The 18,293-nt window shown below is 70.9% G+C and carries 18 protein-coding genes and 1 tRNA gene; 10 read left to right on the plus strand and 9 right to left on the minus strand.

What is annotated here, in order from left to right:
- Window positions 1-167 precede the first annotated feature (167 nt).
- Window positions 168-2,021: a hypothetical protein gene (locus I4I81_RS21915; protein WP_218603961.1), complete on the plus strand. Its 1,854-nt coding sequence runs from the start codon at window positions 168-170 to the stop codon at window positions 2,019-2,021.
- Between the two features lie 295 nt (window positions 2,022-2,316).
- On the plus strand, window positions 2,317-2,517 hold the full coding sequence (locus I4I81_RS21920) for a hypothetical protein (RefSeq protein ID WP_218603962.1): 201 nt from the start codon (window positions 2,317-2,319) through the stop codon (window positions 2,515-2,517).
- Window positions 2,518-2,585: 68 nt separating this feature from the next.
- Here the strand turns inward: I4I81_RS21920 and I4I81_RS21925 are convergent.
- Window positions 2,586-2,658, minus strand: a tRNA-Lys gene (locus tag I4I81_RS21925).
- A gap of 24 nt (window positions 2,659-2,682) precedes the next feature.
- A complete protein-coding gene (locus I4I81_RS21930; protein WP_218616294.1) occupies window positions 2,683-3,438 on the minus strand; it encodes a maleylpyruvate isomerase family mycothiol-dependent enzyme in 756 nt (251 codons plus the stop codon).
- A gap of 85 nt (window positions 3,439-3,523) precedes the next feature.
- Here I4I81_RS21930 and I4I81_RS31240 point away from each other — a divergent pair, with 85 nt between their 5' ends.
- Both I4I81_RS31240 and dusB read left to right on the plus strand, forming a co-directional pair.
- Window positions 3,524-4,102 carry a superoxide dismutase family protein gene (locus tag I4I81_RS31240; RefSeq protein ID WP_267460884.1) on the plus strand — a complete coding sequence of 193 codons (579 nt, stop codon included), beginning with the start codon at window positions 3,524-3,526 and terminating at the stop codon, window positions 4,100-4,102.
- Window positions 4,103-4,122: 20 nt separating this feature from the next.
- Entirely contained in the window at window positions 4,123-5,271 is a 1,149-nt protein-coding gene (gene dusB, locus I4I81_RS21940; protein ID WP_372453697.1) for a tRNA dihydrouridine synthase DusB, read from the plus strand.
- Here dusB and I4I81_RS21945 read toward each other — a convergent pair.
- Entirely contained in the window at window positions 5,268-5,519 is a 252-nt protein-coding gene (locus I4I81_RS21945; protein WP_225924656.1) for a dihydrofolate reductase family protein, read from the minus strand. The two genes, dusB and I4I81_RS21945, sit on opposite strands and share 4 nt — an antisense overlap.
- A 541-nt stretch (window positions 5,520-6,060) precedes the next feature.
- Between I4I81_RS21945 and I4I81_RS21950 the strand changes: the two genes are divergently transcribed.
- The 4 genes from I4I81_RS21950 to phoU (I4I81_RS21965) all read left to right on the plus strand — a co-directional run bounded on the left by I4I81_RS21950 (window position 6,061) and on the right by phoU (I4I81_RS21965) (window position 10,654).
- Window positions 6,061-6,831: a GGDEF domain-containing protein gene (locus tag I4I81_RS21950; protein WP_218605735.1), complete on the plus strand. Its 771-nt coding sequence runs from the start codon at window positions 6,061-6,063 to the stop codon at window positions 6,829-6,831.
- An 86-nt stretch (window positions 6,832-6,917) separates the two neighbouring features.
- Window positions 6,918-9,254 (plus strand): LCP family protein, encoded by a 2,337-nt coding sequence (locus I4I81_RS21955; RefSeq protein ID WP_218616295.1) that lies wholly within the window; start codon window positions 6,918-6,920, stop codon window positions 9,252-9,254.
- 77 nt (window positions 9,255-9,331) lie between these two features.
- Window positions 9,332-9,988, plus strand: coding sequence for a phosphate signaling complex protein PhoU (gene phoU / locus I4I81_RS21960; protein ID WP_218604274.1), 657 nt, complete (start codon window positions 9,332-9,334; stop codon window positions 9,986-9,988).
- A 6-nt stretch (window positions 9,989-9,994) separates the two neighbouring features.
- The gene (phoU, locus tag I4I81_RS21965; RefSeq protein ID WP_226363504.1) at window positions 9,995-10,654 is read left to right on the plus strand and encodes a phosphate signaling complex protein PhoU; all 660 of its coding nucleotides are present in this window, start codon (window positions 9,995-9,997) and stop codon (window positions 10,652-10,654) included.
- A gap of 24 nt (window positions 10,655-10,678) precedes the next feature.
- Here phoU (I4I81_RS21965) and pstB read toward each other — a convergent pair whose 3' ends face one another.
- From pstB to I4I81_RS21995, 6 genes are all read right to left on the minus strand, one after another.
- Window positions 10,679-11,458 (minus strand): phosphate ABC transporter ATP-binding protein PstB, encoded by a 780-nt coding sequence (gene pstB / locus I4I81_RS21970; RefSeq protein WP_218604275.1) that lies wholly within the window; start codon window positions 11,456-11,458, stop codon window positions 10,679-10,681.
- An 11-nt stretch (window positions 11,459-11,469) separates the two neighbouring features.
- Window positions 11,470-12,546 carry a phosphate ABC transporter permease PstA gene (gene pstA / locus I4I81_RS21975; RefSeq protein WP_218604276.1) on the minus strand — a complete coding sequence of 359 codons (1,077 nt, stop codon included), beginning with the start codon at window positions 12,544-12,546 and terminating at the stop codon, window positions 11,470-11,472.
- The gene (gene pstC, locus I4I81_RS21980) at window positions 12,546-13,511 is read right to left on the minus strand and encodes a phosphate ABC transporter permease subunit PstC (protein ID WP_267461530.1); all 966 of its coding nucleotides are present in this window, start codon (window positions 13,509-13,511) and stop codon (window positions 12,546-12,548) included. The genes pstA and pstC overlap by 1 nt, the downstream gene beginning before the upstream one ends.
- A 102-nt stretch (window positions 13,512-13,613) precedes the next feature.
- Window positions 13,614-14,735 carry a phosphate ABC transporter substrate-binding protein PstS gene (pstS, locus tag I4I81_RS21985; protein ID WP_226363505.1) on the minus strand — a complete coding sequence of 374 codons (1,122 nt, stop codon included), beginning with the start codon at window positions 14,733-14,735 and terminating at the stop codon, window positions 13,614-13,616.
- A gap of 232 nt (window positions 14,736-14,967) precedes the next feature.
- Window positions 14,968-15,855, minus strand: a complete 888-nt coding sequence (mshD, locus tag I4I81_RS21990) for a mycothiol synthase (RefSeq protein ID WP_218604277.1) — start codon at window positions 15,853-15,855, stop codon at window positions 14,968-14,970.
- A 10-nt stretch (window positions 15,856-15,865) separates the two neighbouring features.
- Complete coding sequence (locus tag I4I81_RS21995) at window positions 15,866-16,609, minus strand: winged helix-turn-helix transcriptional regulator (protein ID WP_218604278.1); 744 nt, start codon at window positions 16,607-16,609, stop codon at window positions 15,866-15,868.
- 235 nt (window positions 16,610-16,844) lie between these two features.
- Here I4I81_RS21995 and I4I81_RS22000 point away from each other — a divergent pair, with 235 nt between their 5' ends.
- Window positions 16,845-17,633: an LmeA family phospholipid-binding protein gene (locus I4I81_RS22000; protein ID WP_218604279.1), complete on the plus strand. Its 789-nt coding sequence runs from the start codon at window positions 16,845-16,847 to the stop codon at window positions 17,631-17,633.
- 37 nt (window positions 17,634-17,670) lie between these two features.
- The gene (locus I4I81_RS22005) at window positions 17,671-18,108 is read left to right on the plus strand and encodes a thioredoxin family protein (RefSeq protein ID WP_218616296.1); all 438 of its coding nucleotides are present in this window, start codon (window positions 17,671-17,673) and stop codon (window positions 18,106-18,108) included.
- The last annotated feature ends 185 nt before the right edge of the window (window positions 18,109-18,293 follow it).

The following is an 18,293-nucleotide window of genomic DNA, read 5'->3' on the forward strand; positions in this document are numbered from 1 at the left end:
TCACTACTGATGTACGGGTTGCTGACGGCGTCCACACGAGCCTAGGGCGCAATGACGAAGCCTCCGTGTCCCAGCCTGCAAACTGCACGTTTACGCTTGACAACTCTGACGGTGCTTACGATGTCAACCCGCGTAGCCCCAACGTTCGCCGCAACACACCGGTTCGTGTGACCATCGATGACGTCGGCATCTTTCAGGGCTACGCGAACGGGTTTACTCCGCTGCACATCCTTGGCCGTGGTGACAAGAAAGTTCAGGTGTCAGCGTCGGGGATCTTGCGTCGGCTCCTTCAGGGATCTCCAGTCCTCAGTTCATCCCTACGACGTGGATTGGTTGACGAACCGGGAGTTATTGGCTACTGGCCTTGTGAAGACAGTAAGAACTCATCCCGTCTTGACCCGTTGGTAGGGTCTCAGTCCATCAGTTTCACAGGTGGTCCGCCGCGATTCGGAGCCAATACTGTCTTTGACGCTTCTACTGCTCTTCCTGAGTTTGGCGGGGCGGCTTGTGTAGCTCCCATCGATGCCTACCCGGCTACCGGTGCTTCATCTGTCCGCTGTCTGTTTGGCTTCCCTGACCCTGCTGATGATGCCGGTGAGGTCGTAGTGATGCGCGTCTACACAACGGGCACGATTCGCCGTTGGGATGTTGCATACCGTGGTTCTGATGGTGCGGTCAGGCTGACGGCTTACAACGCCTTTGACGAGTTCGTCGCGTCCTCCGGCCTGATTGCCTTCGGAGTCAACGGTAGCGGCCGATTCTTCTCATTGGAGATGACACAGACAGGTTCTGACATCGCGTGGGTTCTGCGGACAATCGCGCAGTACTCGAACCTAGGGGGTATTGCAGGAACGATTCCGGTTCACAACTTCGGCACCGTCACTGCTGTACATCTGAACCCCAATGCGACGCTAAAGACTGTTGGTTTCGGTCACCTCATCGTGCAGGACACCGTCACCCCTCAGCAGACGTTGCAGGACGAACTTGACGCCCACAACGGTGAACAGGCTTTCGTTCGCATGAATCGCCTAGCTGCTGAGAACAACCTCGATATCACCATCTTTGGCGACGGTATCCCGGGTAGCGGGTCTCGCCCGGTTGACAGGATGGGTCCGCAGCCGTTGAGCACACTGGTTGATTTGCTGCGTGAATGCGAGACTGTCGACCAAGGAGTGTTGCACGACGGAATTGGCGATGGCTTGGTGATGCGCCTGAAGTACGCGAGAGAGAACCGATCACCGGCGTTGGTCATCCCTGCTACATCGCTAGCTCAGCCGTTCGCACCTGTTGACGATGACCAGCGGACCCGTAACCGTGTTGAAGCCAAGCGCTCTGCCGGAACTACCGCCGTCTACGAGGATTCTGACGGACCACTAGGTACCAACGCAGTCGGCATCTACGATTCTTCGGTGACCATTAATGCGCAATTCGATTCTTCTATGCAATTGTTCGCTGGATGGTTGGTCTCCCTAGGTACAGTGACCGGCTACCGCTACCCGAGCCTTAGCGTGGATCTCAGGGCGTCTCCTGAGCTAGCAGCGGCTTGGCTTGGCGTTGTGCCCGGTCGCCGGGTGGATGTCACTGGATTGTCTGACTTACTAGGTGGACCGGTTGACACGCTGTCAGTTCTGGTTGAGGGCGTCGAACAATCCATTACAGATGGTCAGTGGGTAGGCACGTTGAAGTGTTCGCTCTACGACCCGTGGCGAATCGGCGTGGTGGCTGAAGAGACGGGGGACACCGGTGAGTACTTGCTGCGGCCGTTGTCTGACGGCTCAACTCTCGTAACAGGTGTTTCAGCCGGGGCTACAAGCATCTCCGTGTCAACCCCGTCAGGTCCGCGCTGGACTACAAGGGCAGATGACTTCCCGTTCATCATTGAGGTAGGCGGCGCAACGGCAACCGTCACTGGCATCACCGGTACATCTTCACCGCAGACCTTTACAATTAACTCACTTGAATACAGCGCTAGTTCCGGGGCTGAGGTTACTTTGCACCGACCAACCAGATTAGGACTATAAAATGGCGTTTACTGCTGGACAGAAAGTACGGGCATCTGACCTCAACGAACAGGGCGTCATCAAGGCCCGCGCAGTTCGGACATCCAACACCGGTACGTCAACAGGAGCTACAGTTGGCATCCTGCGGCTAGATGACATCCCTGTGGTTGCCGGTCGTGCTTACCGAATCACGATGACAGGAGGCGTTTACCCGACAGTCGTTAACTCGGCGCGGGCTGACGTCACACTTCGGTTCACTACGACAGGTGCGACTCCGACAACCTCTAGCCCGATCCTCCTGCTGACAGGTACACAGATGTTCACGGCGCAGTTCGTAGAGCGGTTCTATGCCGAGACGATCTACGTACCCAGCACATCGTTCGACCTGTCTCTGTTGCTGTGCTTCCAGACGGTCGGGTCATCAGCCGTTGCGTCGTACGGCGCTACCACGTGGCCGACAGAGATCACCATTACCGACGTCGGCAGCGACACGGGCAACGTAGGTGTCAGCATCTAGTCCTCTGCTCTGGACACCCTTCCTGACGTCCCAGGCACCCACCTCTAGCCACGTTTCGCCTGGTAAAGTGGGCCCCCGGGGGATCGAACCCCGAACCCGCGGATTAAAAGTCCGCTGCTCTGCCGATTGAGCTAGAGGCCCGCACCTCCAACCCTAACGGCGCGCTCAGGCGTACGTGCGGACGAGGCGGAGCACGTCGTCCGCGTCGGGACCGGTGGCGGTCACCGCGGAGGCGGCGGGGTCCAGGCGGCGGGCCGCGATCAGGCAGAAGTCGACCGCCGGGCCGGTGATCACCGTCGTCGCGCCGTCGTCGCCGATCCGCCACGTGTCGCCGTCGGGGGCGGTGAGGTGGGCGGCGACCGGGCCCACCGGGGCGTCGAGGCCGGCGCGGGTGAAGGCGTAGGGGACGGTCCGGACGGCGAGACGGGCGATGTGGCGCAGCCGGTCACCCGGGACGAGCGCGACGCCGACCGCGCCCGCGACGTCGTGGGTGTGGATCCAGCACTCCGACAGACGGGTGGTCGCCATCGTGCGTGCCGGGAGGTCGCGGACGACCCACGGCATCGGACGGCGGGCGTCGGACTCCGCGAGCAGGTTCCGCAGCCCGGACGACGCGGTCCGCCAGCGGGCGTGCAGGTCCGGGCCGGGGGCGCCGCGCTCGTGCTCGACCAGGCGGTCCACGGTGTGGTCGACGGTCTCCCCGATCGCGTCCGGGAGCATCTTCTCCGTCGCGGCGGAGAAGCCCGCGTCGATCGAGGACACGACGAGCTCGTCGGTCTGCGCGAGGTGCAGGACGACGTCGGCGACCGACCAGCCGGGACAGTCGGGGACGGGCCGCGCCCATCCGGCGTCGTCCAGTCCGGCCAGGACCCCGTCGAGCTCGTCGTGCTGCTCCCGCAGCGCCTGCGTGATCGCCTCCACGGCGTCGCCTCCCTGGTCGGTCCCTCATCCGGTGTAACAGAGGGTGGGTACGTACTACCATGTGTCACCACCCATCCTGATGACCATGCGCACCCCCCGACTCGTCGGCCTGGGCCTGATCGGCGCGTTCGCGCTGACGGGTTGCGGCTCCGCCATCGCCCCGGTCGCGATGCCGACCCCCACGACCGACCGCAACGTGCAGGTCAGCACCACGTTCAGCACCGACGGCGGCACCGGGATCACCTACGACCCCGCGCTCGTCCCCGTCGGCTCGCGTGGCGCCGTCAGCGCCGGCACCGGCGACGCCGGCACGACCGTCACGCTCGCCGTCCGCGGCCTGGAGCCGGACCGCGACTACGGCGCCCACGCGCACACCGAGCCGTGCGGCCCGACCGGCGACCTCGCCGGACCGCACCACCAGCACGAGGTCGACCCGGTGCAGCCCAGCGTCGACCCGGTCTACGCCAACGCGGAGAACGAGATCTGGCTCGACCTCACCACCGACGCGTCGGGCGCGGCCACCTCGACGGCCTCGGTGCCGTGGACCTTCGGCCCCGACCGGCGCGCGCAGTCCGTGATCATCCACGCCATGCCGACGGCCACCGGCCCCGGTGAGGCGGGCACCGCGGGGGCCCGGGTGGCCTGCATCTCCGTGGAGTTCTGAGAAGAGGGACAATCGGGGGCGTGACCGCCTCGACCCGCTACCGCCCGCTGCGCATCGGACCCTTCGTGTCCGAGACCCCGGTCGTGCTCGCGCCGATGGCCGGCATCACCAACGCCGGTTTCCGGCGCCTGTGCCGCGAGCAGGGTGCCGGGTTCTACGTGTGCGAGATGATCACCTCGCGCGGGCTGGTGGAGAAGAACCCGCTGACCCGTCGCATGATCGCGTTCTCCGACGACGAGTCGCCGCGCTCGATGCAGCTCTACGGCGTCGACCCCGTGGCGATGGGGCGCGCGGTGCGGATCGTCGCCGAGGAGGGGCTCGCCGACCACGTCGACATGAACTTCGGCTGCCCGGTCCCGAAGGTCACCCGCAAGGGCGGCGGTGCGGCGCTGCCGTACAAGCGGCGGCTGTTCGAGTCGATCGTGAAGGCCGCCGTCGACAACGCGGGATCGATCCCCGTGACGGTCAAGATGCGCATCGGCATCGACGACGGGCGCCACACCTACCTCGACGCCGCGCAGCGCGCAGTGGATTCCGGGGTCGCCGCGGTCGCCCTGCACGCCCGGACCGCGGCGCAGCGCTACTCCGGCACGGCCGACTGGTCGGCGATCGCGCGGTTGCGCGACGCCGTGCCCGCCGAGATCCCTGTGCTCGGCAACGGCGACATCTTCAGCGCGGCGGACGCGCTGGAGATGGTCGACCGCACCGGCTGCGACGGCGTCGTCGTCGGGCGCGGCTGCCTGGGCCGCCCCTGGCTGTTCGGCGACCTGGAGGCCGCGTTCGCCGGACGCCCGCTGCCCGAGCCGCCGACGCTGCGCCAGGTCGCGGCCACCATGCACCGGCACGCGGAGCTCCTCGAGGAGCACATGCGCACCGACGCGGACCCGACGAAGGGCATCCGCGACATGCGCAAGCACGTCGCCTGGTACCTCAAGGGCTTCCCGGTGGGGCCGGAGGTCCGACGCCGCCTGGGCCTGATCAACAGTGTCGACGAGCTCGACGAGCTGGTCTCCGAGCTCGACCTCGACCAGCGCTTCCCCCCGGAGGCCGACGGACCGCGCGGCCGTCAGGGCTCCCCCGGACGGGTCGTGCTGCCGGAGCACTGGCTCGACGACCCCGATGACCTGACGGTCCCGCTCGGCGCCGAGATGGAGAACTCCGGGGGTTAGTCGATCTCCATCACCTCGCGGCCGTCCTCGAGGACGACGGTCCCGGTCCCGAACGCAGCCGGGCGCAGGACCTGGTAGCTCACGCCCGGGGCGGTGACCTCGCTGTCGACCAGCGTGAACCCGGACGTGGCGGAGCCCTCCCCGAACAGGCGCTTGCCGCCGCCGAGGACGACCGGGAACACCAGCAGCCGGTACTGGTCGATCAGCCCGGCGTCGTGCGAACGTGCGGGCGAGCCGCCCGCTGCCATGGATCTGGAGCTCGCCGCCCGGCTTCTCCTTCAGCGCCGAGACGGCGGCGAGGACATCGGAGGAGACGACGCTCGTGCCCGCCCAGGCCGGCTCGCCCGGCGTCGAGGAGACGACGTGCTTCGGCCGCCCGTTGAGCACCTGCGCGACGCGGTCGGCCGGGTCGGTCACCTGAGGCCAGAAGCCCGCCGTCATCTCGTAGGCGGTGCGGCCGAACGGGATCTCGTCGGCCCGGTCGAACCGGCCGTCGACGATCCGGCCGAAGCCCTCATCGATGTGCGGGACGACTCAGCCGCCGCGGGTGAAGCCGTCGGAGGTGTCCTCCTCGGCGCCGCCGGGACCCTGCAGGACGCCGTCGAGGCTGAGGAACGTGTGCCGTGTGAGCTCCATGTCCGGGAGACGACGCGGACGGACCCAACTCATCGGGTGACCAACAGTTGATCTTCATCTCCCCGGTCGGGTGGCTGCGCGCGCGAAGGGGTGGCCCGGCTCAAGCACCACCGCGTACCCGTCGATCCGGGGAGTACGAGATGTGAGGTGGGCATGGTGGGAATCACGACGGGAACGCCGCCCCGGGCGGTCGCCCGGCACACGGCTGCGGCGGAGGACCTCGCCGCGGAAGGTCGCTGGGAGGAGGCGTACGAGCACCTGCGCGCCGCGATGCGCGCGCTCGGCGGGCGCCCGGCCCCGACCGACGAACTGGACACACTCCGCCGCGAACACGCCGAGGCACGCGAGCAGAGCCGCCGTGACAGCCTCACCGACAGCTACAACCGCCGCTACCTCGACGAGCGACTGCTCGCCCTGCTCGACGCCCCCGTCCGCAGCGGCGCGCTGGGACTGTCCGTCGCGATCGTCGACGCCGACCACTTCAAGCAGATCAACGACACCTACGGTCACCAGTTCGGCGACCGGGTGCTGCAGCGGCTGGTCACGCTGCTCGACTCCGATCTCCCCGACGGCGGCTTCTGTGCCCGCTACGGCGGCGAGGAGTTCGCGCTCGTCCTCCCCGACCACGACCTCCGCGCCGCGGTCCGGGTCTGCGAGGCGGCCCGCGACCGCATCGACCGCCACCCGTGGGCCGAGCTGGACCCCGGTCTGCGCGTCACCGTCAGTGCCGGGGTCGCGCACTCCGACAGCCACCCGCCGGAGGTCGAGGAGGTCGTCGGCGCCGCGGACGTGCTGCTCTACGCGGCCAAGAGCGCCGGTCGCAACGCCGTCGCCTTCCGGGACCTGCGCACGGGGCTCGTCCGGCTCGCCGGCCCCGCCGCCCGTCGCCGCTCCGTCCCGCAGCCGGAGCGCACGACCGGCTGAGCGCATGACGTGACCCGGCTGTGATCAAACGGGCGCGCCTCCGTACGCTCGACGGAGCCGCGGAGCCGCGGGTCACGGGAGGTGCGATGGAGGACGGTCACGACCGTGCCTCGCGCGATCCCCGGCCCGACGACGTGCTCGCCCGTCACGGCCTGGTCGACGGCGGTGACGATCCCGCCCCCGGTGGCCGCGCCGCTCGCCGCCGGGCCGAGGACGGCCACACCGACGTCGTCCCGCCGGTCGTCGCGGCCCCGGTGTCACCGGCCGGACGCCGCTCCCCGACCCCTCCGTCGTACACCGTCTCTCCGTCGTACACCGTCCCTCCGTCGCACACCGTCCCGTCCGGTCCGGGCCCGGCCGGGCGCCGAGGCCCCGGGTCCGATCCCGCGTTCCGGCCCGCCGGTTCCGCGGGGCCCGTGCGCGGCGCTCCGCCGTCCGGCCGACCGGGTCCGCCCCCCGCTCCGCCGCAGGGGTCGTTCCGCGGCGGCCCGCCCGGACCCGTGCCTCCCCGCGACGCCCGACGTCCGCAGCCTCCCGGCGGCCGACACCCCGGCGCACCCGGTCGCCATCCCGGCGGCCCCGGTATCCATCCCGGCGGCCCCGGCACCCATCCCGGCGGGCCCGGTACCCAAGCCGGCGGCCCCGGGTCCCTTCCGGGCCTCGACCGGCCCCTGCCCGGTGCCCGCCGTCCCGGCCCGCCGCCCGGTTCCCCACAGCCCCCACCGACCGGCCGACCGGAGGGCGACCGGCCGGTCCCTCCCGCGTCCGGTCCCGGGCGACCCGACCTCGCTCCGTCCGGCCGACGCCGGGCCGCGACCGACGACGACACCGCGGGCGACCGCACCGCGCGCAGGTCCGACACACCGGACCCCGACGACTCCTCCGCGGCCGGCCGCCGTCGCCGCCGCGCGACCGCGAGCGCCACGAACGCCGTCGAGCGCGCCGAGGCCGCCGCGGGTGAGGCCGAGGAGGTCCGGCGGATCGACGAGACCCTCACACGCCTCACCGCCGCCCACGCCGGGGTCACGCTCGCCGAGACCGACGCGGACGCCCCCGCCCCGACCCCCGGGAAGGTGCGTGCGCGACCCGGCATCGGACGGCTCCTGCTGGCGGCGCTCGCGCTCGCGGTGTTCGCGGTGACCGCGTTCCAGTACGTCGGGAAGGCCCGCCTCGACGCGGCCGTGACCCGCGTGACGGCGCTGGACCCCGATTCCGGCGCCATCGTCGACGCGGACGCGCAGGCCGGGGCGGAGAACGTGCTGATCCTCGGCACCGAGCCCGTGGACCCGGCGGGCGGCCCGTCCACCGACACCGTGCTGCTCGCGCACGTCCCGGCGGGCGGCGGCGACGTCGTGGGGCTGTCCGTACCGAACGACCTGGAGGTCAACCGGCCGCCGTGCCGCCGGTGGGACCCGGCCGCCCGCGACTACCTCGACGAGACCGTCCCGGCGCTGGCCCGCACGCCCCTGCGGACGGCGTTCGAGGTCGGCGGACCGCAGTGCGTCACCCGGGTCGTCCAGCAGCTCACCGGGCTGTCGGTCACGCGCTTCGTCGGGTTGGACCTCGACGGCATCGGCGACCTCGTCGACGCCGTCGGCGGGGTCGACGTGTGCGTGGAGCAGCCCGTCGTCGACGGACTGCTGGGGGCGGTGGTGCCGCGCGCCGGGACCACGACGCTCGACGGGTTGGCGGCCCGCGACTTCGTCGCCGCGCGCACCGTCGAGGGCGACCCGGTGGGCGGGCGCGGGGTGTTGGAGCGCCAGCAGCGGCTGGTGGCGGCGGTGCTGGAGAAGACGCTGTCCCGCGAGGTGCTGCTCGACCCGGCGCGGATCGGGTCGCTGGGGCCCGCGCTCGGCGGAGCGCTGAGCGCCGACGACGCCGACCTCGACCGGATCCTCGCCACGGCCCGCTCCGTGCGCAGCTTCGCCGCGGAGGGCGTCGCCTTCACCACCGTCCCGACGGCGACCGAGACCAGCGGCCAGGGCAACGCACTCCTGCGCGACGCCGACGCCGCCGCCCTGTTCACCGCGCTGCGCGAGGACACGCCGCTGCCGGACCAGACCGTGCTCGCCGCGGGGGCGGGTCCCGCACCCGCCGACGTCACCGTCGACGTGCTCAACGCCTCCGACCGGCAGGGGCTCGCCGCGGAGATCGGCGGCACGCTGGGCACGCTCGGCTTCCGGGTCGACGAGGTCGGCAACGCCCCCGCGACCGCGCCCGACACCGTCATCCGCTTCTCCCCCGACCGCGCGGCCGCCGCCGAACTGCTCGCAAGCACCGTCCCCTCCTCCACGACGGTCCCCGATCCCGCCGCGAGCGGGGTGCTCCAGCTGGTGCTGGGCAACTCCTTCGACGGCGTGGTGCGCGCCCCGTCCGCCGAGTCCGCGGCCGCCCCGGCCGGACCGCCCGCGACCTGCGCCTGACCCTCCGCCGGGCAGCGTTCACCTTCGGTTCACCCTGCAGCGCTGCCGGACTCGTCGCACACCTCTAGTCTCAGACCATGCGCGACGCCTACCAGGAACAACTCGACAACCTGGCCGACGAGCTCGCCGGCATGTGCGACCAGGTCGCCGACGCCATGGCGAAGGCGACGGCGTCCCTGCTGGAGAGCGACCTCCAGCTCGCCGAGGAGGTCATCACCTCCGACATCCGCATCGACGAGCTCCGCGCCAACGCCGAGGAGAAGGCCTTCGCCCTCCTCGCGCTGCAGGCCCCGGTCGCCACGGACCTGCGCACCGTCGTGTCGGCCATCCACGGTGCGGGCGACATCGAGCGCATGGGCGACCTGGCCCTGCACGTGGCCCAGGCCGCGCGCCGCCGGCACCCGCAGCCCGTGCTGCCCGCCGAGATCGGCCCGTACTTCGCCGAGATGGGGCGTGTCGGTGTGCAGCTCGCGCACAAGGCGGGCGAGGTCATCCGCACGCGCGACCTCGGCCGGGCCGAGGAGCTCGAGCGCGACGACGACGCGATGGACGACCTGCACCGGCACATGTTCACCGTGCTGATGGACCCGGCGTGGACCCACGGCGTCGGACCGGCCGTCGACATCACGCTGCTCGCCCGGTTCTACGAGCGCTACGCCGACCACGCCGTCGCGGTGGCCCGGCGCATCGTCTACGTCGTCACCGGCCGCATGCCCGGCCCGCTCGCCGTCTGACCTCCCGTGGTCCCCGCACCCCTGTCCCAGCAGCTCGGCGACCTCGCCGAGCTGCTCGGCCACATGTGCATGCACGCCGCGGGGTCCCTGCAGAACGCCACCGCGGCCCTGCTGGAGTGCCGCGAGCGGCTCGCCGCCCAGGTGATCGCGCGGGAGCAGGAGCTCGGGGTGCTGCGCGCGCAGACCGAGGAGCTCGCCCGCGACGCCCTGCTGTTCCACCAGCCGGTCGCAGGTGACCTGCGCGCCGTCGTCTCGACGATCCGCTCCGCGGGCGACATCGACCGGATGAACCGCCTCGCCCTGCACGTCGCCGAGGCCGTGCAGCGGCGCCATCCCGCGCCGACGCTGCCGCCCGAGGTGCGCGACGACTTCGCGGAGATGGGCCGGCTCGCCGTCGCCCTAGCGGTGAAGGCGGCCGACGTGGTGCGGTCGCGCAACGTCGTGCGGGCCGTCGAGCTCGACCGCGACGACGACGCGATGGACGTCCTGCACCTGCGCATGTTCGAGGTGCTGATGGACCCGGACTGGCCGCACGGCGTGGCCGCCGCGGTCGACATCACCCTGCTGGCGCGCTACTACGAGCGTTTCGCCGACCACGCGGTGGCCGTCGCCCGCGAGACGGTCTACGTCGTCACCGGCCAGGAACCGGACGCCGTCCCGATCTGAGACCGGGACGGCGGTGGTTCAGGATCAGCCGAAGCGGCCGGACACGTAGTCCTCGGTGGCCTTCTGCGTGGGCTGCGAGAAGATCGTCTTGGTCTCGTTCATCTCCACCAGGTGGCCGGGCTTGCCGGTGCCCTCGATGTTGAAGAACCCGGTGAAGTCGCTGACCCGGGCGGCCTGCTGCATGTTGTGGGTGACGATGACGATCGTGTAGTCCTGCTTGAGCTCGTTGATCAGGTCCTCGATCGCCAGCGTCGAGATGGGGTCGAGCGCTGAGCACGGCTCGTCCATCAGCAGGACGTCGGGCTGCACGGCGATCGCCCGGGCGATGCACAGGCGCTGCTGCTGCCCGCCGGAGAGCCCGGAGCCGGGCTTCTCGAGGCGGTCCTTGACCTCGTTCCACAGGTTCGCGCCGCGCAGGGACTGCTCCACCAGCGTGTCGGTGGCCTCCTTGCGCATCTTCCTGTTGTTCAGCCGCTGGCCCGCGATGACGTTGTCGTAGATCGACATCGTCGGGAACGGGTTGGGGCGCTGGAACACCATGCCGATCTGGCGGCGCACGCCGACCGGGTCGATACCGGGGCCGTAGAGGTCCTTGCCGTCGAGCTCGAGCCGGCCCTCGACGCGCGCGCCGGGGATGACCTCGTGCATGCGGTTGATCGAGCGCAGGAACGTCGACTTCCCGCAGCCCGACGGGCCGATCAGCGCGGTGACGGTCTTCGGCCGGATGGCCATGTTCACGCCCTCGACCGCGAGGAAGGACCCGTAGTAGATGTTCAGGTTCTTGGCGTCGATCGACTTGCCCACGGGATGCTCCCTTATCGGGTCTTCGGGGCGAACGCGCGGGCGATGAGTCGCGCCAGCAGGTTCAGCACCATGACGATGATGATCAGGACGAGTGCCGCGGCCCACGCGCGGTCCAGGTACGGCTCCCGCGGCACGCCCGGCGTCGCGTACGAGAAGTACGAGAAGACCGGCAGGGTCGCCATACGTCCGTCGAACGGGTTGAGGTTGACGCCCGTCGTGACGCCGACGGCCACCAGCAGCGGCGCCGTCTCCCCGATGACGCGCGCGATCGCCAGCGTCACGCCGGACGCGATGCCCGCGACCGAGGTGGGGATGACGACCTTGAGGATCGTGCGCCACTTCGGCACGCCGAGGGCGAACGCCGCCTCGCGCAGCTCGTTGGGGACGATCTTGAGCATCTCCTCGGTGGCCCGCACGACGATCGGGATCATCAGCACCGACAGCGCGACGGAGCCGGCGAACCCGAGCCGGGCACCCGGCCCCAGAACAAGCGTGAACAGGGCGACGGCGAAGAGTCCGGCGACGATCGACGGGATGCCGGTCATGACGTCGACGAAGAACGTGATCGACCGCGCGAGCCGGCTGTTCTTGCCGTACTCCACGAGGTAGACCGCCGTGAGCAGGCCGATCGGGATGGAGATGACCGCGGCGAGAGCAGTGATGATCAGCGTGCCGAGGATCGCGTGGTAGACCCCTCCGCCCTCACCGACGACCCCGCGCATCGAGGACGTGAAGAACTCGGCGTCGAAGCGGGTGAGGCCGTTGCTGATCACGGTCCACAGGACCGAGATCAGCGGCAGCAGCGCCAGCAGGAACGCCGCGGTGACGACGACGGTGACCAGCCGGTCGGTGGCCTTGCGCCGGCCCTCCACCGCTCGGGACGCGGCGTAGAGGCCGACCGCGAACAGGACGGCGGTGCCGACGACCCACAGGGCGGTGTTGAAGCCGGTCAGGGCCAACAGGACCCCGACCACCACCGCGGCGGCGACGACGCCGCCGGGCACGGCGAATCGGGGCAGCTGGCCCTGAACCTCCAGCACCGCGGGCTCGACGACCACGGGGTCGCGCTTCTCGGTGTCGATGGTCATCAGTTGGCCCCCGAGAACTCACGGCGTCGGTTGATGATGTAGCGGGCCAGCGAGTTGATCCCGAGCGTGATCAGGAACAGCACCAGGCCGCTCGCGATGAGCACGTTCACGTCCAGGCCGCTGGCCTCCGGGAACTGCAGCGCGATGTTGGCCGCGATCGTGCCCGGGTTGCCGTTGCTGATCAGGTTGAAGGTGACGCCGCCGGAGATCGACAGGATCAGGGCGACGGCCATCGTCTCGCCGAGCGCGCGGCCCAGTCCGAGCATCGCGCCGCTGATGATCCCGGAGCGCCCGAACGGCAGGACGGCCATCCGGATCATCTCCCAGCGTGTGGCGCCGAGCGCGAGCGCGGCCTCCTCGTGCAGCTTCGGCGTCTGCAGGAAGACCTCGCGGGCGACCGCGGTGATGATCGGCAGGATCATGATGGCGAGCACCGCGCCGACGACGAGCATCGCGCGCCCGGCGTTCGAGGCGGGCCCGGCGAACAGTGGGATCCAGCCGAGGTTGTCCTCGAGCCACAGCAGGAACGGCACCGAGGCGATGGAGAACGTGTACGCGCCCCACAGGCCGTAGACGATGCTGGGCACCGCGGCGAGCAGGTCGATCACGTAGCCGAGCGCGGCGGCGAGCCGGCGCGGGGCGTAGTGGGTGATGAACAGCGCCACCGCCACGGACAGCGGCGTGGCGATGACCAGGGCGATGACCGCGGCGAGCAGCGTGCCGAACACCAGCGGCCAGACGTAGACGACGAACCCGCCGCCGCCCTGGATGTCCTGCGCGGGCGCGACGATCGCGGGCAGCGACTGCGCGACGAGGAAGGCGGCCACCCCGGCGAGCACGACGAGGATCAGGATCCCCGAGCCCTTCGCCATCCCGGAGAACACCCGGTCGCCCGGCTGCACCACCGGCTTCGACGGGGGCGGGGCCGCGGCCTGCGGTGGCCGCGGACTGGCGTCTGTACTCACGTCATCCCTTCGGACGGGGCGCTCACGGGAGGTTGGGGCCGAGAGGCCCGGGAGGTCTCATGATGACGACCGCCCGGGCTCCCTGGCTAGGTGACGACCGGCTCAGCCTGCGGCTGCGATCGAGTCGATCACGGGCTGGAACTGGGCGCGCTGCTCGTCGGTGATCGGGGCGTTGCCGGCGTTGGCGTTCGCCGCCTGCTGGCCCTCGTCGCTGGCGATGTAGGTCAGGAACGCCTTCACCGTGTCGGCGACGGCCGCGTCCGCGTACTGGGTGCACGCGAGCGTGTAGGACACGAGGACGACCGGGTAGGTGCCCGCCTCGGTGGTGTCGCGCGCGAGCTCGACCGAGAAGTTGGCCGCACCCTTGCCCTCGACCCGCGGCGACGCGGCGACGACCGCGGCGGCCGCCTCGGCGGTCGGGGCGACGTACTCCGTGCCGACCTGGACGCTGACCTTGCCCAGCTCGCCGGCCTGGCTCTCGTCGGCGTAGCCGATGGAGCCGGCACCGGAGCCGACCAGGCCCACGACGCCCGAGGTGCCCTGGGCGGACGCGCCGCCGGACAGCGGCCAGACGCCGTCGGGCTCGGAGGTCCAGTCGGCGGGGGCGGTGGCCGAGAGGTACTCGGTGAAGTTCTCGGTGGTGCCCGAGTCGTCGGCGCGGTTGACCGGGGTGACCGCGAGGTCCGGCAGCGTGACGCCGGCGTTCTCCGCGGCGATGGCCGGGTCGTTCCAGTTGGTGATGGAGCCGTTGAACAGCTTCGCGATGGTGGCCGGGCTCAGCTTCAGCTCGGTGACACCGGGCAGGTTGAAGATGACCGCGATCGGCGAGACGTACAGCGGGAGCTCGATGACGTTGTCAGCGCCGCCGCAGAGCGTCTGGGCGAGCGGGAGCTGCTCGTCGTTCAGGGCCGAGTCGCTGCCGGCGAACTGCACCGCGCCGTCGACGAACTGGGTGCGGCCTGCACCGGAGCCCTGGGCGTCGTAGCTGACGGTGGCGTCGGGGGCGACCGAGCTGAAGCCGGCGACCCACGCCTCCATGGCGGCCTGCTGCGAGGTGGCGCCGGCGCCGGCGATGGACGCACTGGCGGAGGCCGCGGCCTCGCCACCGGCGGCGGGGGCAGCGGACTCGTTGGCCGCGCCACAGCCGGCCAGCAGCAGGGCGCCGCTGGTGGCGAGGCCCACCGCGACAACTCGGGCACAGGCGCTGTGCCGGACGATCTTCACGTGAGGTTCCTCCGTCGTCGGACCGGGAAGGGTCGCTGCGGCCTCGGGGTGGCCGCTCGAAGCGGACGGTAGGTAGCGACAGTGGACGCACCCCCCCGATCAGGTAAACGGAGCATGAACACATCACCGAAGGTGAGGCACGACACCCGATCGGTCGATGCCGTGATCGGGCCGTGACCAGGGGATTCTGTATCGCTCGCCACATGACGACGGGGTGAACTGCACGCGGCCGTCAGGTGATTATTCTGGCGTTCCGGGCGAAGAGGACATCGCTGTGGCGGACCGTGAAGCCGAGCCTGCGGTACACGCGAACGGCCGCGTCGTTGTCGGACTCGACGTAGAGCAGCACCTGGCGCAGGCCGCGCGCATGCAGGTGGCGCAGGCCCGCGATCGTCAGGACCGCGCCGAGCCCGGTGCCCTGCGCCGACGGGTCGACGCCCAGCACGTAGACCTCGCCGATGTGCTCCGGCTCGGTGTGCACCTTGGTCCAGTGGTAGCCGCGCAGCCGGCCGTCGTCGTCGACGGCGAGCAGGAAGCCCTCGGCGTCGAACCACGGCTCGGCCTCGCGCGCCCGCACCTGCTCGACACCCCAGCCGCCCTGCTCCGGGTGCCAGTCGAAGGCCGCGTTGTTGACGCGCAGGAACTCGTCCTCGTCCGCGCCCACGACGAACGACCGCAGCGTCACCCCCTCCGGCGGCGCGACGGCGGCGGGGGCGTCCGGCAGGTCGAGGTGCATCTGCCAGAGCTCGCGGACCCGGGTGAAGCCCAGGGCGTCGGCGATCGCGACGGCGCCGGGGTGCTCACCGTGCGCCCACACCCGCAACTGGGCGTCACCGGTGCGCTCCACCATCGCCCGCGCGACGCGGGTGCCGAGGCCGGCCCGGCGGTGGTCCGGGTGCACGACCAGCTCCCCGCCGCCCTCGGGATCGAGGTGGGCGAAACCCACGAGTGCGGCGCCGTCGCGGGCGAACAGGTGCGCGGCGTCGGCGCTGCGCAGCTGCAGCAGCACCTCGTCGGACAGCGGGGCGCTACCGTCTGCGGCCGCGGCGGCCGAGGCCAACGCGCGCACCACCGCCACTCCGTCGTCGTCGAGCCCGGCCCGCCACTCCAGTTCGATCATCTGGCCGAGGTTACGCGCGGAAGGAGAACCGTTCGTCGGAGTCGGCGTCCTCGTCCTCGACCTCGATCGCGGGCGCACCCAGCGAGCCGCGGCCCGGGCGCACGAACTTGTAGCCGACGTTGCGGACGGTGCCGATCATCTGCTCGTGCTCGGTGCCGAGCTTGGCGCGCAGCCGCCGCACGTGCACGTCGACGGTGCGGGTGCCGCCGAAGAAGTCGTAGCCCCACACCTCCTGCAGCAGCTGGGCGCGGGTGAACACGCGGCCCGCGTGCTGCGCCAGGTACTTGAGCAGCTCGAACTCCTTGTAGGTGAGCTCGAGGAGCCGCCCGCGCAGGCGCGCGGCGTAGGTGGCCTCGTCGATCACCAGCTCGCCGAGCACGAGGGCGCCGCTGCCTGCGCCGCTGTCGGCACCGGGACGGGCCTTGAGCAGGCGCAACCGGGCGTCGACCTCGGCGGGGCCCGCACCGGGCAACAGGATCTCGTCGACGACCCACTCCCCCGAGACGGCCACCAGACCACCCTCGGTGAGGACCGCGACCACCGGCACGTCGGTGCCCGTGCTCCCGAGCAGCCGGCAGAGGCTGCGCGCGGCGACCAGATCGGTGCGGGCGTCGACGAGCACCGCGTCGTGCGGACCGGCGTCGAGCAGTGCGGCGACCTCCGGGGCGGCCGTGCGCACGCCGTGCGGGAGCAGGGTCAGCGCCGGCAGTACCGAACCCGGATCGGGGTCGGCCGTCAACAGAAGGAGCTCCATCTGGTTCCTCCTCATCGGGGCGGGACACGCCCCCTCCTGGAGAAACGGCGGGCGACGTTGACGCACCGTGTTCACTCCCGCGTGATCCGTAAGAGATGTCACGCGGATCGGGAGAGAATAGCCCGCCGCACCCCGGTACCCCTAGTCCCGCGGCGCAGGTCACGGCCCGGTGGCGTACCGGACCGGACCGCGCTCTACGGTTCCGGGGCAAGGAGCGGTCGTCAACGGAGGTCGGATGAAGCGCCTGATCGTCGGGCTGATCGTGCTCGTCGGCGTGCTCGTGGGCGTCGACTTCGGGGCCGCGGCTCTCGCCGAGTCGGCCGTGTCCCGGCAGATGCGCGAGCAGATCGGCCTGCCCGACGACCCCGACGTGCGGATCAACGGCTTCCCGTTCGTCACCCAGGCGCTGACCGGGCGGTACTCCAGCATCGACGTGTCCGCCGACCGCCTGCAGGTCGGTGACCTGCAGGAGGTCGAGGTCGTCGCGGTCCTCCGCGACGTCGACGCCCCGCTGTCGGAAGTTCTCGGGTCCGGGCCGAAGTCGCTGCGCGTCGCCGAGGCCGAGGGCACCGTCCGCGTCGGGGCCGACGACATCGAGCGGCTGCTCGGCTCCGTCGACCGCCTGCGCATCGAGTCGCTCGACGCCGACGCGCTCGAGCAGGCCGTCGAGGACGGGGCCGATGCCTCGCTCGCCGACGCCGACCCCGACACCGTCGCCCGGCTCGTCGGCACCACCGCGGTGCAGGGCGAGGACACCGAGGTCTCGGCCATCGTCGCGCTGGACCTCACCGACGGGCTCGTGCGGATCGTGCCGCGCGACATCCGGATCGGCGGACCCGACGCCCCTCCCCTGCCGGAGTCCGTGCAGACCTCGCTGGGCGACCGGTTCACCGTGGAGGTCGACCCGGGCTCGCTCCCGCTGCAGGTGACGCCCACCGAGCTGAAGGCCGTCGACGGCGTTCTCGAGATCAGCGGCAGCACCACCGACCTCGTTCTCGGCGCCGCGGCGTCAGGTGCGGGCTGACGGGACTGAACCGGACACCGGAGACGTTGTAGCGGCCATGGATCCGATCGGGGCAGTGGTACTCCTCGCTGCACTGGTGCTCGCCACCGCGGCGGGCCTCGTCCTGCGCCGCCGCGACGGCCGTGTCCGTGCCGGCCGCGCGGCCGGGGACGGGGCCTCGGGCGGGTGGGCGCTGGCGGGCACCACCCCCGGCACCGACGACCGCGTACTGCTGCTGCAGCTCTCCTCGCCGGTCTGCACGCCGTGCCGGCGCACCGCGGAGCTGATCGACGACCTGCGCACCCGGCGCCCCGGCGTCGCGCACACCGAGATCGACGTGGCCGACCGCCCGGACGTCGCGCGGGCCCTCGGGGTCATGCGCACCCCGACCGTCGTCGCGTTCGACCGCGCCGGGACGGAGTTCCTGCGCGTCTCCGGCCTCCCGCGAGCGTCCGACCTGGAAGCGGCGCTCGACCCGGTGCTCGACCCCCGATGAGGTACGACACCGTCCGCCTTTCGGGAGCACGGTCCCGAAAGGCGGGATCCTGGGTTACCCTCGGCGTTGTGTTCTGGCCGTTGACCCGTCGCCGCGCAGTGGACCTGTGCCGCGTCGGCAGCTGCCTGTGTCACGCCTCCTGAGCGACCCGCCTCCGCACACCCCGCTCGTCTCAGGAGTACCCC

It is taken from the genome of Pseudonocardia abyssalis (genome assembly GCF_019263705.2).
In the GTDB taxonomy this organism is placed as follows: domain Bacteria; phylum Actinomycetota; class Actinomycetes; order Mycobacteriales; family Pseudonocardiaceae; genus Pseudonocardia; species Pseudonocardia abyssalis.